Here is a 13,223-nt window from a genome sequence, read left to right on the forward strand (position 1 = left end):
GATGCTCGCTTGTTTTTTATTCATTATTGTTCACGAGCATGAAATTGCTCCATTTTGTCCTCTAAATCATCCATCATTTGGATTAAGCGATCAATATCTTCTAACTCAGCTGTTTCAGGATCAAGGGCATCTAATACTTCTAAAAACATCTCCAGACGCTCTTTTAAATAGGTTACTTGTTGCTCTTTATCAGTGATTGGCTTTGACATTCGTACACCTCATTTCATCCCTTTCATCGTAGCCGATTTGAGCTTAAATTTCAATGTTTAGGGAAACACCTAGGACTAAGAGATTAATTTTAAAAAACAATAAACAGAATATTTACAATATTGAGGATGTATGTTAAAGTTGTTTTAAGATAAAGTAAAGGAGCTGATTGGAAAAAGTCATCTGCAACGCTAACTCGAAAAGGAGGGAGTTTAAACAAGTAATCGGTAATATTCAAAAGCCGAAAATCGTGTTTATACAATTAAATGAGGATAAGTATTAGTTAAGCCTTAGCGTAAAATCACATGTGGTGAGCGCTAAGGCTTTTTGGTATGCTGTTCTTTGGAAGAATGACTAGATAGTGGAGGGAAAAATGACGTACTTCTCAGATTACAGCAAAAAAAGATTTACCATTTTAGTAGTAATTGTATCCATATCAGGCTTTTCACAAGGGATGCTATTACCGCTTATTTCGATAATATTTGAACGTGATGGGGTATCCTCTGCATTGAATGGCTTGAATGCAACAGGCTTATACATAGGAACATTACTGATTTCACCATTTATCGAGCAGCCCTTACGCAGGTGGGGCTATAAACCGATTATTTTAATTGGTGGAGCACTAGTTTTTGCGTCTTTACTTGTATTTCCTCTATGGAAAAGTGTGACCTTTTGGTTTGTCCTTCGTTTATTAATTGGCGTAGGTGATCATGCCTTGCATTATGCCACACAAACATGGATTACTAGTACTGCAGATCATAAAAGCTTAGGGAAGGGGATGGCCATTTATGGCTTATCATTTAGCATAGGTTTTGCTGTTGGGCCACTTATGGTGAAGCTCATTGAAATTGCTGAAGCGCTACCGTTTATCGTATCTTCAATAATGTGCCTCTTTGCATGGTCCTTTGTATTTCTCTTACAAAATGAAAAGCCTGAGCGTTTAACAGGTGATTTAAATGCCAGAGGATGGCAACGGTATAAAATGGCTATTGTATTTGGGTGGATTGCCTTTTTAGGTCCATTTGTTTATGGTTTTCTGGAGTCTTCACTAAATGCCTTGTTTCCTGTCTATGCACTACGCAAGGGCTTTGAAGTCGGCATGATTCCTATCATTTTATCTGTGTTTACATTTGGTGGTATTTTAACGCAAGTACCGCTTGGTGCACTAGGAGATAAAGTAGGGAGAAGGAATATTTTGATGATTGGGTCATTTGGTGGCGCAATTATTTTTGCGATTGCAAGCTTTTTAGAGCATTCACAATTCGCTGTGGCTGTCGCATTTTTCTTAACGGGTACGCTGGTTGGCTCGATGTTTTCTTTAGGGATTACATTTATGGCTGATTTGACACCAAAGGAGCTACTGCCTACGGGGAATTTACTTTGCGGAATTGCTTTAAGTATTGGTAGCTTAACAGGTCCATTTTTAGGTGGAGTTTATTTAGAATATGTAAAAAATTATAGCTTCCTTTTACTTGTGGCTATGCTTTTGCTAGCCGTTGCAATCGTTTTATTTATATTTGGACGCCGCAAGCATCAACAACCAAGGATGGCAAAATAAAAAGAGCGGGGCTCATCTCCCGCTCAAAAAACAAAAAACGCCCAGCAAATCCGTGCTGTTATGGCGTTTTTTGCGTAACAAGGATGTTCCGTCCAAGTTACATAGGTTTGGCACCTAGAAAATTATTATACAGACATGTTCTAATGAAAGCAATAAAAAAGAAAATGGGTATTTTTGGACATTATCCATCTTTCTATTTATAATAAAAGAACACTTGCTTAAAAAGGAGGTTTTTATCATGACAGAAATGAAAAAACTATCTATCCACCGTGCTTTAACAGAATTAAAAATGCTGACTCTGCGAATTGAAGCAGCAACAAATGAGGTTAGTGCAGTCGTAGCTAATCGAAAAAGCAATCGTAAAATTAATGGTGTAGACATTCCTGAATATGAAAAACAAATGCAAGCATCCTATGATAAAGTGCTAGGTTTAATTTCCTATCGAAATAAAATAAAAGCACTAGTTGTGCAGTCCAATGCAAACACAAAGGTGTTGGTGGGCAAAGAGGAAATGACTGTAGCGGAGGCAATTGAACGGAAACAATCCATTCAATACGAAAAGAATTTGCTAGAAGTTATACAGCATCAGCATCGTTCAGCTATCAATACGATTGCCAAAGAAAATGATGCATTACCTGCAAAGCTGGAAACCTATTTAATTAACATATTGGGCAATAAAGATAAACAATCACCAGAGGAAGTCAAATTACATACCGAAACATTTATGAAAAGAAATGAGTTTGAAATCATTGATCCCCTAAATGTTAAACAACAAATTGAGAAATTGAGCAATCGGATTGAAGAATTTGAATCAGAGGTGGACGCTGTCTTATCAGAGTCGAATGCCACAACCTTTATTGAAGTACAAGTTTAAAAAGATTTGCATGTCCTAGCGAAAATGGAAAACGAAAAGTCGCTCGCGCTTCAAGGCATGTGTGCGAGTTAAAACGTAAAACATGCCTTACTCCAATGGTAATTTTCAACTAAACTGATTTGAAAGTTCAAAGGTAAAAGGTGAAAGTACAAATCTTACGTTTGAAAGTTCTTTGAATAAAAGCTGAAAATTTAACATTTAATAATCATTTAAATCCTGGGTTATTGGTTAAGGTATCGACTTTTCTGGACCATCCATCATCCACCAGGCAGCTTGTGCTGTGCATTAGAAAAAGGACGTCTCCTAGGGAAACGTCCTTTTCATACTATTTGTTTTTTAAAACAAGTTTTGCAACGCATTCCACCTGCGCCGTTTGTGCGAACATATCGACAGGCTGAATATACTCAACAAGATAAAGCTTAGATAATTGTTGTAAGTCCTTTGCCAAAGTGGATGGGTTACAGGAGGTATAAACAAAACGTTTAGGTTTTAGTTTAAGGACTGTTCGAATAAATTCAGGTGCTAGTCCTGTACGTGGTGGATCTACCGTAATCACATCAGGAGTAAATCCTTCCTTGCGCCATTTCGCTAGGACACTTTCCGCTGTACCGACCGCATATTTCGTATGCTTGAAGCCGTGATTTCGAGCATTTTTACGAGCATCCTGAATGCTTTCAGGAATGACATCCATTCCACGAACTTCCTTCGCTTTATCCGCTAACCATAATCCAATTGTGCCAACGCCACAGTATGCATCAACCACCGTTTCTTTTCCCGTTAAAGCAGCAGCCTTTTTAATTTCATTATAAAGATGAACTGTTTGCTTTGGATTTAGTTGGAAGAAGGCGCGGGCAGATAAATCAAAGGCCAATTCGCCAAGCTCTTCATGAATGGTTTCTTTGCCATCAAGTACAACAGTTTCATCACCGAAGATTAATGATGTTTTTTCACGGTTAATATTTTGTGCAATGGATACAATACTCGGATCAATTTTTTTAATACGTGTAATCAATTCAGCTAAATGAGGGATTTCTTTCCTTGTTGTGACAAGAACGACTTGTGTCTCCCCGGTACGAATACCTGTACGTACAACAATCGTACGCACTAAACCATCTAGCGTACGACCATCGTAAATAGTGATATTTAGCTTTTGCAAAATTTTTCGAGTGGCAACGGTGATTTTGGAAGTAATTGGGTGCTGAACAAGGCAATCATTAATGTTTAACAGCTTATTACTTCCTTCAGCAAATAAACCTGCGTAAACACGCTTGCCTTCTTTACGTACTTGGAATTGGCTTTTATTACGATAATGCCAAGGATCATCCATGCCAAGTGTTTTTCTCACTTCAATTGTTTCGAGTAAAGGTTTGGCATAACGCTCTAATGCTTGTATAACAATGTCTCGCTTTTCTATTAGCTGTTTTTCATAGGTCATATGCTGAAGCTGGCAGCCCCCGCACTCATTGTACACTGGGCAAGGTGCTTCCTGACGATGTTTTGAAGCTTTACGAATGGCTAAAATCTCTGCTTCAGCAAAATTACGTTGTGTTTTTGTTACTTGAGCTGTGATCTCTTCACCAGGAATGGCTCCTTTTACAAATATCACATTACGTTTATAAAAACCTACACCTTCACCATTTATGCCTAGCCTTTTTATTGTTAGTGGGAATTTTTGTCCCACGGTCATTGTTGTTTGCTGCGTCAAACGTTCCACGTCCCTGCTCTATATTGTCATCTCCCCATTATAGCGAAGGAGCAGGCGATTGCAAAGCAACAGGGAAATCTTCATATTCTAATACTAAATCGTCAAGCGATAAGAACGTATAACCTTGCTTTTTAGCTTCTGCAATAAACATTGGTAATGCTTCGGCATTATCCTGTGCTACGGTATGCATTAAAATAACGGCACCAGGATGCAGTTGTTCCATAAGTGCATTATAAGCATAATCTGCACCACGACGCTCATCCTTCATCCAATCCTTAAAGGCCACAGACCAGAAAATATGACGATAACCTTCTGCATTACCCACCTCTAGCACTTTTGCATTAAAAATTCCTTCAGGTGGACGAGCATATGTTGTACGATCGATGCCTGTCAATTCACGTAACTTGCCATCGAACTTTTGCCATTCTGCACGCATGCCATCTGGTGAAAGTCGAGCCATATTTGGGTGACCATATGAGTGATTCCCGATAGTATGACCATCCTTCACCATGCGTTTCACTAAGTCGCTTGCACTGTCTAAGTAATGGCCTGTTAAAAAGAAAGTAGCAGGTACATTTTCTTTTTTCAATGTATCCAAAATACTTTCAGTAAAGCCGTTTTCATAGCCATTATCAAATGTTAAATAGGCAATTTTTTTATCTGCCTTCCCTTTATAAATCGCACCATATTTGTCAAGTAACTGATCGAGCTGTGCTCCTGCCTCTGCCTGCTCACCGTTTTTAGCACGTTTAAAGCCCCAATGGTGTTCATCAGAACCAGCAGCAAAAAATGGATTAAAGCTAATTCCTGCGGCAATAATAAAAGTAGCAATTACCGCACCAACAATATGTTGTTTCCACATAAAAACGCATCCTTTCTTTTTCATTAGAATGCGTAATTACTAAAAAAATTATCCAACTTAATTTTTTCTAATTTTGAGCCTTTAACAAATTTTCAAGTGCTTGCTTTAAATAAGGGTATTTAAATATAAAATGTTGTTGTTCTAATAGGGTTGGTAGCACTTGTTGTCCTTCTAAAACAAGTGTGCTTTGTTCGCCGAGAGCTAAACGCATCGCAAAGCTAGGAACAGGCAGCCAATGACGTCTGCCCATGACTTCGGCAATCGTTTGACCAAATTCCTTCATTCTCATAGGATGCGGGGCTGTTATATTAAATGGTCCATGAATATTTTCATTTGTAATAGCGAAATAAATAGCACGTGCTACATCTTCAATATGTACCCACGAAAGCCATTGCTCTCCAGAGCCAATCGTTCCACCTATATGCATTTGATAGGGCAATAGCATTGGTGGAAGTGCGCCACTATTTCTACCTAAAATGACACCAAAGCGTGCAAGAGCCACACGAATACCTAATGCTTCTGCTCGTTTCGCATGTCGCTCCCAATCGTGGACTGTAGTGCCTAAAAAATCAGTTGCGTAATCCGTAAAATCTTCATCATAGATGGCTTGTGTGGAAGTTGGGTATATACCAACTGCACTAGCATTGACAAGGACTTTTGGTTTTATCGTGAGCATGTCCATTATACGTATAATCTCTAATGTGGCATTCATTCTGCTCCAATAGATAGCTTTCTTTTGCTTTTTTGTCCAACGACCATTATTTAATGAAACACCTGCTAAATTCACAAAGGCATCTACACCTTCAAAGATTTCCAAAGCTTGCTCCTGCTGATGTAGCCATTGAACATAGTGAACGCCATTTTCTAGCTTTGACTCATGACGCGTTAAGACAAAAATGTCGTGTCCGTTGTGCTGCAATAGCTGTATAAGAGCATTTCCAACAAAGCCAGTGCCACCTGCAATCACTATTTTCATAACAAGCACCTCTTTTCTCGAATAAAACGCTTACTTTTAAGTTTATCATGTAACCAAAAAGTAAACATCTTTAGGCATTAATTGCAGAGAGGGAAATTAACCGTGCTAATTGTCAGATCCACCATAAAGAAATGCTATAATGATAATAGTGAGGTGTTTGCTATGCGTATGATTACAAAAATTGCACGTCAAAAAAACAATCCTGAACGCTATAATATCTATTTAAATGAAGAGTATGCTTTTCCGGTTGATGAAGCCATTCTCATTCAATTTGGTTTAACAAAGGGAAAGGTGCTCGATGAATTCGAAATTCAAGAGATTGCCTATGAAGATGAGATACGTAAGGCATTTAATAAGGGGTTAAACTTCCTTTCATATCAAATGCGAAGTGAGCATGAGGTTAAGAAAAAACTGCTCAACTTAGAATTTGGAGAAGCTGTAGTGTTAGAGGCAATCCAAAAGTTAAAATCCTATGGCTTTATTAATGATGAAAACTATTCAAAGGCTCTGCTTGATACAAAGAAAGCTACTATGAAAAAAGGACCAAGAGCCATTAGACAAGACATGATCAAAAAAGGCATTGAGAAAAACTTGCAGGATGAGGTGCTTGCTACATATAGTTTTGAGGAACAAGTAAAACTGGCGAAGCAACTGGCAGAGAAAATTGTTCGAGCGGAGAGCAAGAAGACCCCAACACAGATTAAGACCAAAATTCAGGATTACTTATTAAGAAAAGGGTATGCTTTCTCGATTGTAGAAGAGGTGCTTAGCCAAGTTGAGATAGGGCAGGATGATGACAACTGGCAGCAGCTACTTGATGCTCAAGGCGAAAAAGTTTGGAAAAAGTACGTATCGAAGTATACTGGTTATGAGCTAAAAATGAAGGTTAAACAGGCGCTCTATCAAAAGGGTTTTCCTATAGAAGTAATAGATCGTTTTATAGAAGAGAAGGAGAATGAAGAATGAGTGAAAAAAATTATGCAGCTATGTCTGAACATGAATTGCGAGAGGAAATTGCTTTTCTAAAAGAGAAAGCTCGAAAGGCAGAACAGCTAGGGATCATCAATGAGTTTGCTGTTTATGAACGCAAAGCTTTAATGGCTGCGGCTTATTTAGTGGATCTTGATACAATCGTTCCAGGAGAAATGTATCGTATTGATGGTTCAGATAATGAGTTTTTCCAAGTAGATTATTTGAAGGGACGCTTTGCTTGGGGTCATCGTTTAGGCGGAGACAAGTACCAAGAGGCACTACCAGTATCTATCCTTTCACCAGTAAAGGTGGGCAAATAAATGGATGAAAAAATTGAGAAACTAACACAAGAGTTACTTGCAAAGAATCCTCAGATGTCTGTTGGACGGGCACAGGTTTGGGTGGAGTTGTTATGGAGTGACTTTGAATCAACTGCCGCGAAAGCAGGGTATGATTATCGTGGGGCAGAGTATACAGAAAATCTTGTTCGTCAATTAATTGCTAGCTATGGTGATAAACTACATGCTTTTGCAGGGCGCAATCCGAAGTATATACATTTACTAGATGCTAGTGATGATATGGTACAATAATAAAAACCCTGACCAATATTGGTCAGGGTTTACTGCTTAATTACTCGCACCAATTTGTAGTTTTTTCTGTAGCTTATCTTCTGTAAAGATCCAGCCTGTGTAAGACGTAATAATGTCATTCGCATCATTTAAATGTGCTACGGCAACGAAAGGATAGCGATTGTCACTACGGTAACGCAAGTCGATTAACCTTACTTCTATTAGGCCGTTTTCAAGCTCGGAAATCTCCCATCGATACATAGGAGAGAAAGACACAAATGCAGCTAAGTTAGGATCTTTCATTGCAGCATCTACAAGCGCAGTTTTAGGCAAAGGCTTAATTTCGAATTTATCGTAAATATTAACAGTCCTTCCATAAGCACGGCCAACATAATAATGAGTTTTGGACTTTGCTGCGATTCGCCAGTGGAAGAAGCGCATAGTAGGTGCTACAATGACATATTCTTCATCTTGAATAGTATGATGCACCGCGTTTTTTACTGCTTTTTGCACAGCAAATCGTAAAATATAGTAAATCACGATAACCACGTACATGATACTGAATGTCCATACTGGATTTGTGCCAAATGCCCATAACACAATACCTACACAATGTAAGGTAAAAATGATGGGATCGAAGGTATTAATGACACCTAACGCAACCCATTTTCGAGAGAAAGGTCGAATTGCTTGTGTACCATACGCGTTAAAAATATCGACAAAAACATGAAGTGCAACAGCTAAAAATGTCCAAAGCCATAAATGTAACACATTCACATCTTGCAAAATCAGTGATAAAACAATTGTAATTAAAATAGGCCATATAGCTACAGCTGGTAGTGAGTGTGTAATTCCTCGATGATGTCTGATATAGATGGCGTTATTACGTAGTTTTAACACAGTGTCGACATCTGGAGCTTGTGAGCCAATAATTGTACCTGCCATTACTGCTGTAAAAGTCATTGAATGATTGGCTACTACAGGGTCAGCTAATGCAAGACCGCCAAGGGCAATACCCATAACGAAATGTGTACCTGAATCCAAAAATATCCACTCCTAGTATGCATTAAAATCGAGTACAATGTGCATACAACTTTATTTCGAACATAATAAAAGGTATATTGAAATATTCTGACACTCGTGCGAAAGCGACGATTATTGTCGATCTTCCACGAATATTCTTTTCTTCATTGTATACCCTTTTCATCATAAATTAAATCGTAAAAACAACGGAGGTCACTGTGAATTACCCATATGTAACAGAATTTCGACAATCATTAGTTGACTGGTTTAACACAGAGAAGCGTGATTTACCGTGGAGACACACAACAGATCCTTATAAAATTTGGGTATCTGAAGTGATGCTACAACAGACACGTGTCGACACAGTTATTCCTTATTACAATCGCTTTATGGAAAGTTTTCCAACATTAGATTTGCTTGCAGAAGCACCCCAAGAATACTTATTAAAGCATTGGGAAGGTCTTGGCTATTATTCTCGTGCTCGCAATTTACAAGCAGGTGCTCGTGAGGTTATAGAAAATTACGGTGGTATAGTACCTGACAATCGCCATGAAATATCTAAATTAAAAGGTGTTGGTCCCTATACTGCAGGTGCTATTTTAAGTATTGCCTATAATAAGCCTGAACATGCAGTTGACGGTAATGTTATGCGGGTTCTAAGTAGAGTGCTTGATATACATGAAGATATAGCTATTCCCAAAACGAAGAAAATTTTCGAAAGTGCGGTTGAGGAACTAATTGATCCTGATCATGCTTCATCGTTTAACCAGGGCTTAATGGAGCTAGGTGCACTTATTTGTACACCTACCTCTCCAAAATGTTTATTATGCCCAGTCAGAGAGTATTGCACAGCTTTTAATGAGGGAGAACCAGAAAAATTACCTGTCAAATCAAAAAAGATAAAAATGAAGCATCTCACATATGATGTTCTCGTATATGAAAATGACAAAGGACAATTTTTAATGCAACAACGTCCTGAGCAAGGCCTGCTAGCTAATCTATGGCAATTTCCAATGATTGATACAAGCCAATCTTCGGTAGAAAACTTTACAATGGAATATAAAGTAATTGTCCAAGCCAAACATGAATTACTTACATTTAAACATGTTTTTTCACATTTAACTTGGCATTTAAATAGCTATTATATAAAATGCGAATCGACTGAGCTAGGTGATTGGCTAAATCGTGAGCAAATAGAACTTTTACCGATGCCTGTGCCTATGCTAAAAATTTGGGATGAAGTAAAAAAGCAAACGGCAGGAAAATAAAACCTTCTTAAAATCATTGATACATGAGCATAAAAGTCATCACCTCCGTACACAATAACTAGCGTGGAGGTGAATGAATGATGAAAAAACAAAACAACCAAAATTTCCAACCGAATAAAAACATGCAACGTCAAAGTGAAGAGTTTGGTTATGAAACGGACGTAAACGAAGTGCAAAAGCAAAATGCGAAAGCAGAGCAAAAGAAAGCTCCAGCTTCTGGCCGTTTCTCAAAAACTAACCAAGATTTAGGTGAGTAACACTTTGTAACTGCATAATTGCATTTACCTCTAAGGGGCTGTCTTAAATCCGAAAAGATGAAAAAGACAGCCCCTTTCAAATTGTTTAGGTAAGTAAATCGTCAGCTTAAAAGGAAATTCTCTATGGCATTAACTAAAAAATCCCATCAAAGCTGACATTATAATAAAATTCGCTTATAATTGACTAAATTTTATACAAATTCAAAATAGCGTAGTGAAATTTGTGGTTTTCTAACTACACCTTTCGCGTACACATTGCTATAATATACTAGAGACTGCTAGATTTAGGTAGCATAGACGAAAAGGTGGGCTAACAAAATGGCATTACCGGTAGAAGGAGAAACGATACAAATACATAGTTATAAGCACAATGGCCGTATCCACCGTGTTTGGCAAGAAACGATGGTTTTAAAAGGAACGAAAAATATCGTAATCGGTGCGAATGAACGGACACTTGTGACAGAATCCGATGGTCGTACATGGCTAACGAGAGAGCCCTCTATTTGCTACTTCCATGCGGAACACTGGTTTAACATCATCTGTATGCTACGTGAAGACGGTGTGTATTATTATTGCAATCTAAGCTCACCATTTGTTTTCGATAATAATGCCATTAAATATATCGACTATGATTTAGATATTAAAGTTTTTCCTGACATGTCTTATACCCTTTTAGACGAGGATGAATATGAGCTCCATCGTAAGGAAATGTCTTATCCTGATGTCATAGATAAGATTTTAAAGCGCAATGTCGATAAATTAATAAGCTGGATTCAACAAAAAAGAGGACCATTTGCACCCGATTTCATCGATGTCTGGACAAATCGTTACAAGTTCCAGCTTGATATGCAGTCAGATGATCAATCATGACACCTATTAGTTTAACTAATAGGTGTTTTTTTATTGGAGGGGACAGAGTGTTGTTAAGGTAAAGGTAAAATAGTTCGCTATAAAGTCATCATAACTGTATTTTAATCAAAATATTGCTATAATACTTAGGGCATTCATCTTCGAATGTCTGTTTCTTTTTGTAAGGATGTGATGATAAATTGGGAAGCATTAAGCGATATATGCGCTTTGTTAAACCATATACATGGGAAATTATTTTAACGATTATCATTGGTATAGTAAAATTTGCTATTCCACTATTTATTCCACTGCTCATTAAGATTGTGCTAGACGATATTATTGCAGCAGATGACTTAACAGATGTAGAAAAAACAAAAGAACTATTTTATTGGCTAGGTGGAACTATTATTGTGTTCTTTATTATCCGTCCACCTATTGAGTATTATCGACAATATTTTGCACAACACGTAAGCAACAAGGTACTATTTGATATTCGTAAGGAAATTTATGCACATTTACAGCGTTTAAGCTTAAGGTATTATGCCAATACACGGGCAGGGGATGTTATTTCAAGGGTAATTAATGACGTTGAACAAACAAAAACCTTTGTCATGACGGGGTTAATGAATGTTTGGTTAGATTTGGCGACGATTGTAATTGCGATTGCCATTATGCTAACCATGGATGTGAAGCTAACACTAGTAGCGTTGGTCGCATTTCCATTTTATGCTTTCAGTGTGAAATACTTTTTTGGCAAATTGAGAGATTTGACACGGAAACGTTCTCAAGCACTTGCAGGTGTACAAAGCTATTTACATGAACGTGTAGCTGGTATGAGCATTATTAAAAGCTTTACTTTAGAAAAGCATGAGCAAAAATTGTTCGATTCAGCAAACGGTGAGTTTTTAGAAAAAGCGCTTGATCAAACAAAGTGGAACGCAAAATCATTTGCTGTCGTGAATACCATTACAGATGTAGCGCCATTACTAGTTATAGCCTATGCGGGCTATCAAGTAATAAATGGGTCACTTTCAGTTGGAACAATGGTTGCTTTTATTGCTTATATTGAACGTTTATATGGCCCACTTCGTCGACTTGTTAGCTCGTCCACAACTTTAACACAGTCAATCGCTTCAATGGATCGAATGTTCGATTTAATAGATGAGCCTTATGAAGTCAATGATAAGGACTATGCTGGTGAACTACCACATGCAAATGGGCAGGTTCGCTTTCACAATGTATCCTTCCAATATGAAGAAACTGGCTCACCTATTATAGATGCTATCGATTTAACGATAAATCCTGGGGAGACTGTTGCCTTTGTAGGGATGAGTGGTGGTGGTAAGTCAACGATTATCAGTTTAATTCCTCGCTTTTATGATACAACAAGCGGGAAAGTGACCATTGATGGAAAAGATGTACGGGATGTTACTTTACATTCCTTACGATCTCAAATTGGTATTGTCTTGCAAGACAATATACTTTTTAGTGACTCTGTCAAAGAGAATATATTAATGGGGAAACCAGATGCAACAGATGCACAGGTCATCGAAGCAGCCAAAGCGGCAAATGCCCATGACTTTATTATGAGTCTGCCTAATGGTTATGACACAAAGGTTGGGGAAAGAGGAGTAAAGCTCTCTGGCGGACAAAAACAACGAGTTGCCATTGCGCGTGTGTTTTTAAAAAATCCACCAATTTTAATCCTGGACGAGGCTACTTCTGCATTAGATCTAGAAAGTGAAGCACTGATTCAAGAATCATTAGACAAGCTTGCCCATGAACGAACAACTATTATTATTGCGCACCGTCTTTCTACAATTACCCATGCTGACAAGATATTCGTCATCGATCATGGTCAATTAATTGAAAGTGGAACACATGAACAGTTAATGGACAGTCAAGGGACATATTATAATTTATTCCAAGTACAGCACTTAGATTAAAATTTTCCGAAAATTAAACGGTTTAAGAAATTTTTTCAAAAAAAGTCTTTCATTTATTCGAAAATGGAAGGCTATTTTTTTTTGAAAAAAGTAAAAAATTATCTCTTTATAAGATTTTATTATTATGGAAGGCGATTATTGTAGAAATTCTATGTAA

The 13,223-nt window shown here is 37.7% G+C and carries 14 protein-coding genes; 9 read left to right on the forward strand and 5 right to left on the reverse strand.

The annotated features are described in order from the left end of the window. Positions 1-23 precede the first annotated feature (23 nt). Positions 24-209, reverse strand: a complete 186-nt coding sequence (locus tag AAJG31_RS16930; RefSeq protein WP_016995373.1) for an SE1561 family protein — start codon at positions 207-209, stop codon at positions 24-26. A gap of 371 nt (positions 210-580) precedes the next feature. On the opposite strand from AAJG31_RS16930, the gene AAJG31_RS16935 reads away from it, so the two are divergent. Continuing rightward, on the forward strand, positions 581-1,765 hold the full coding sequence (locus AAJG31_RS16935) for an MFS transporter (RefSeq protein WP_279496212.1): 1,185 nt from the start codon (positions 581-583) through the stop codon (positions 1,763-1,765). Between the two features lie 238 nt (positions 1,766-2,003). Continuing rightward, positions 2,004-2,639, forward strand: a complete 636-nt coding sequence (locus tag AAJG31_RS16940) for a hypothetical protein (RefSeq protein ID WP_048394785.1) — start codon at positions 2,004-2,006, stop codon at positions 2,637-2,639. 325 nt (positions 2,640-2,964) lie between these two features. Here the strand turns inward: AAJG31_RS16940 and rlmD are convergent, their stop codons facing one another. The 3 genes from rlmD to AAJG31_RS16955 all read right to left on the reverse strand — a co-directional run bounded on the left by rlmD (position 2,965) and on the right by AAJG31_RS16955 (position 6,182). Next, positions 2,965-4,344 (reverse strand): 23S rRNA (uracil(1939)-C(5))-methyltransferase RlmD, encoded by a 1,380-nt coding sequence (gene rlmD / locus AAJG31_RS16945; protein ID WP_279496211.1) that lies wholly within the window; start codon positions 4,342-4,344, stop codon positions 2,965-2,967. 37 nt (positions 4,345-4,381) lie between these two features. Then, positions 4,382-5,206 (reverse strand): polysaccharide deacetylase family protein, encoded by an 825-nt coding sequence (locus AAJG31_RS16950; RefSeq protein WP_009371550.1) that lies wholly within the window; start codon positions 5,204-5,206, stop codon positions 4,382-4,384. A 67-nt stretch (positions 5,207-5,273) separates the two neighbouring features. Then, positions 5,274-6,182, reverse strand: a complete 909-nt coding sequence (locus AAJG31_RS16955) for a TIGR01777 family oxidoreductase (RefSeq protein WP_103118836.1) — start codon at positions 6,180-6,182, stop codon at positions 5,274-5,276. Between the two features lie 162 nt (positions 6,183-6,344). Here AAJG31_RS16955 and recX point away from each other — a divergent pair, with 162 nt between their 5' ends. Genes recX through AAJG31_RS16970 form a run of 3 tightly spaced genes read left to right on the forward strand, consistent with a single transcriptional unit; the run spans position 6,345 to position 7,744 of the window. Further along, positions 6,345-7,148, forward strand: a complete 804-nt coding sequence (recX, locus tag AAJG31_RS16960) for a recombination regulator RecX (protein WP_036219262.1) — start codon at positions 6,345-6,347, stop codon at positions 7,146-7,148. Beyond that, positions 7,145-7,474, forward strand: a complete 330-nt coding sequence (locus tag AAJG31_RS16965; RefSeq protein WP_036076977.1) for a YfhH family protein — start codon at positions 7,145-7,147, stop codon at positions 7,472-7,474. The genes recX and AAJG31_RS16965 overlap by 4 nt, the downstream gene beginning before the upstream one ends. Next, positions 7,475-7,744 carry a YfhJ family protein gene (locus AAJG31_RS16970; RefSeq protein ID WP_048394780.1) on the forward strand — a complete coding sequence of 90 codons (270 nt, stop codon included), beginning with the start codon at positions 7,475-7,477 and terminating at the stop codon, positions 7,742-7,744. Positions 7,745-7,780: 36 nt separating this feature from the next. On the opposite strand, the gene AAJG31_RS16975 is transcribed toward AAJG31_RS16970, so the two are convergent. Continuing rightward, the gene (locus AAJG31_RS16975; protein ID WP_054549020.1) at positions 7,781-8,767 is read right to left on the reverse strand and encodes a metal-dependent hydrolase; all 987 of its coding nucleotides are present in this window, start codon (positions 8,765-8,767) and stop codon (positions 7,781-7,783) included. A gap of 197 nt (positions 8,768-8,964) precedes the next feature. Between AAJG31_RS16975 and mutY the strand changes: the two genes are divergently transcribed. The 4 genes from mutY (at position 8,965) to AAJG31_RS16995 (ending at position 13,066) form a co-directional block, all read left to right on the forward strand. Next, entirely contained in the window at positions 8,965-10,014 is a 1,050-nt protein-coding gene (gene mutY / locus AAJG31_RS16980; RefSeq protein ID WP_048394777.1) for an A/G-specific adenine glycosylase, read from the forward strand. A gap of 77 nt (positions 10,015-10,091) precedes the next feature. After that, positions 10,092-10,271: a gamma-type small acid-soluble spore protein gene (locus AAJG31_RS16985; protein ID WP_004230485.1), complete on the forward strand. Its 180-nt coding sequence runs from the start codon at positions 10,092-10,094 to the stop codon at positions 10,269-10,271. A gap of 318 nt (positions 10,272-10,589) precedes the next feature. Continuing rightward, the gene (locus AAJG31_RS16990; protein ID WP_004230486.1) at positions 10,590-11,141 is read left to right on the forward strand and encodes a DUF402 domain-containing protein; all 552 of its coding nucleotides are present in this window, start codon (positions 10,590-10,592) and stop codon (positions 11,139-11,141) included. 179 nt (positions 11,142-11,320) lie between these two features. Next, entirely contained in the window at positions 11,321-13,066 is a 1,746-nt protein-coding gene (locus AAJG31_RS16995) for an ABC transporter ATP-binding protein (RefSeq protein ID WP_305193654.1), read from the forward strand. The last annotated feature ends 157 nt before the right edge of the window (positions 13,067-13,223 follow it).

Source organism: Lysinibacillus sp. BS3 (assembly GCF_039614735.1).
Lineage (GTDB): Bacteria > Bacillota > Bacilli > Bacillales_A > Planococcaceae > Lysinibacillus > Lysinibacillus capsici.

Bases quoted from the DNA above. Each gene is read 5' to 3' on its own strand.
- recX (WP_036219262.1), top strand. From the start codon at position 6,345: ATGCGTATGATTACAAAAATTGCACGTCAAAAAAACAATCCTGAACGC.
- AAJG31_RS16935 (WP_279496212.1), top strand. From the start codon at position 581: ATGACGTACTTCTCAGATTACAGCAAAAAAAGATTTACCATTTTAGTA.
- AAJG31_RS16940 (WP_048394785.1), top strand. From the start codon at position 2,004: ATGACAGAAATGAAAAAACTATCTATCCACCGTGCTTTAACAGAATTA.
- AAJG31_RS16930 (WP_016995373.1), bottom strand. From the start codon at position 209: ATGTCAAAGCCAATCACTGATAAAGAGCAACAAGTAACCTATTTAAAA.
- AAJG31_RS16970 (WP_048394780.1), top strand. From the start codon at position 7,475: ATGGATGAAAAAATTGAGAAACTAACACAAGAGTTACTTGCAAAGAAT.
- AAJG31_RS16985 (WP_004230485.1), top strand. From the start codon at position 10,092: ATGATGAAAAAACAAAACAACCAAAATTTCCAACCGAATAAAAACATG.
- AAJG31_RS16965 (WP_036076977.1), top strand. From the start codon at position 7,145: ATGAGTGAAAAAAATTATGCAGCTATGTCTGAACATGAATTGCGAGAG.
- AAJG31_RS16955 (WP_103118836.1), bottom strand. From the start codon at position 6,182: ATGAAAATAGTGATTGCAGGTGGCACTGGCTTTGTTGGAAATGCTCTT.
- AAJG31_RS16950 (WP_009371550.1), bottom strand. From the start codon at position 5,206: ATGTGGAAACAACATATTGTTGGTGCGGTAATTGCTACTTTTATTATT.
- AAJG31_RS16990 (WP_004230486.1), top strand. From the start codon at position 10,590: ATGGCATTACCGGTAGAAGGAGAAACGATACAAATACATAGTTATAAG.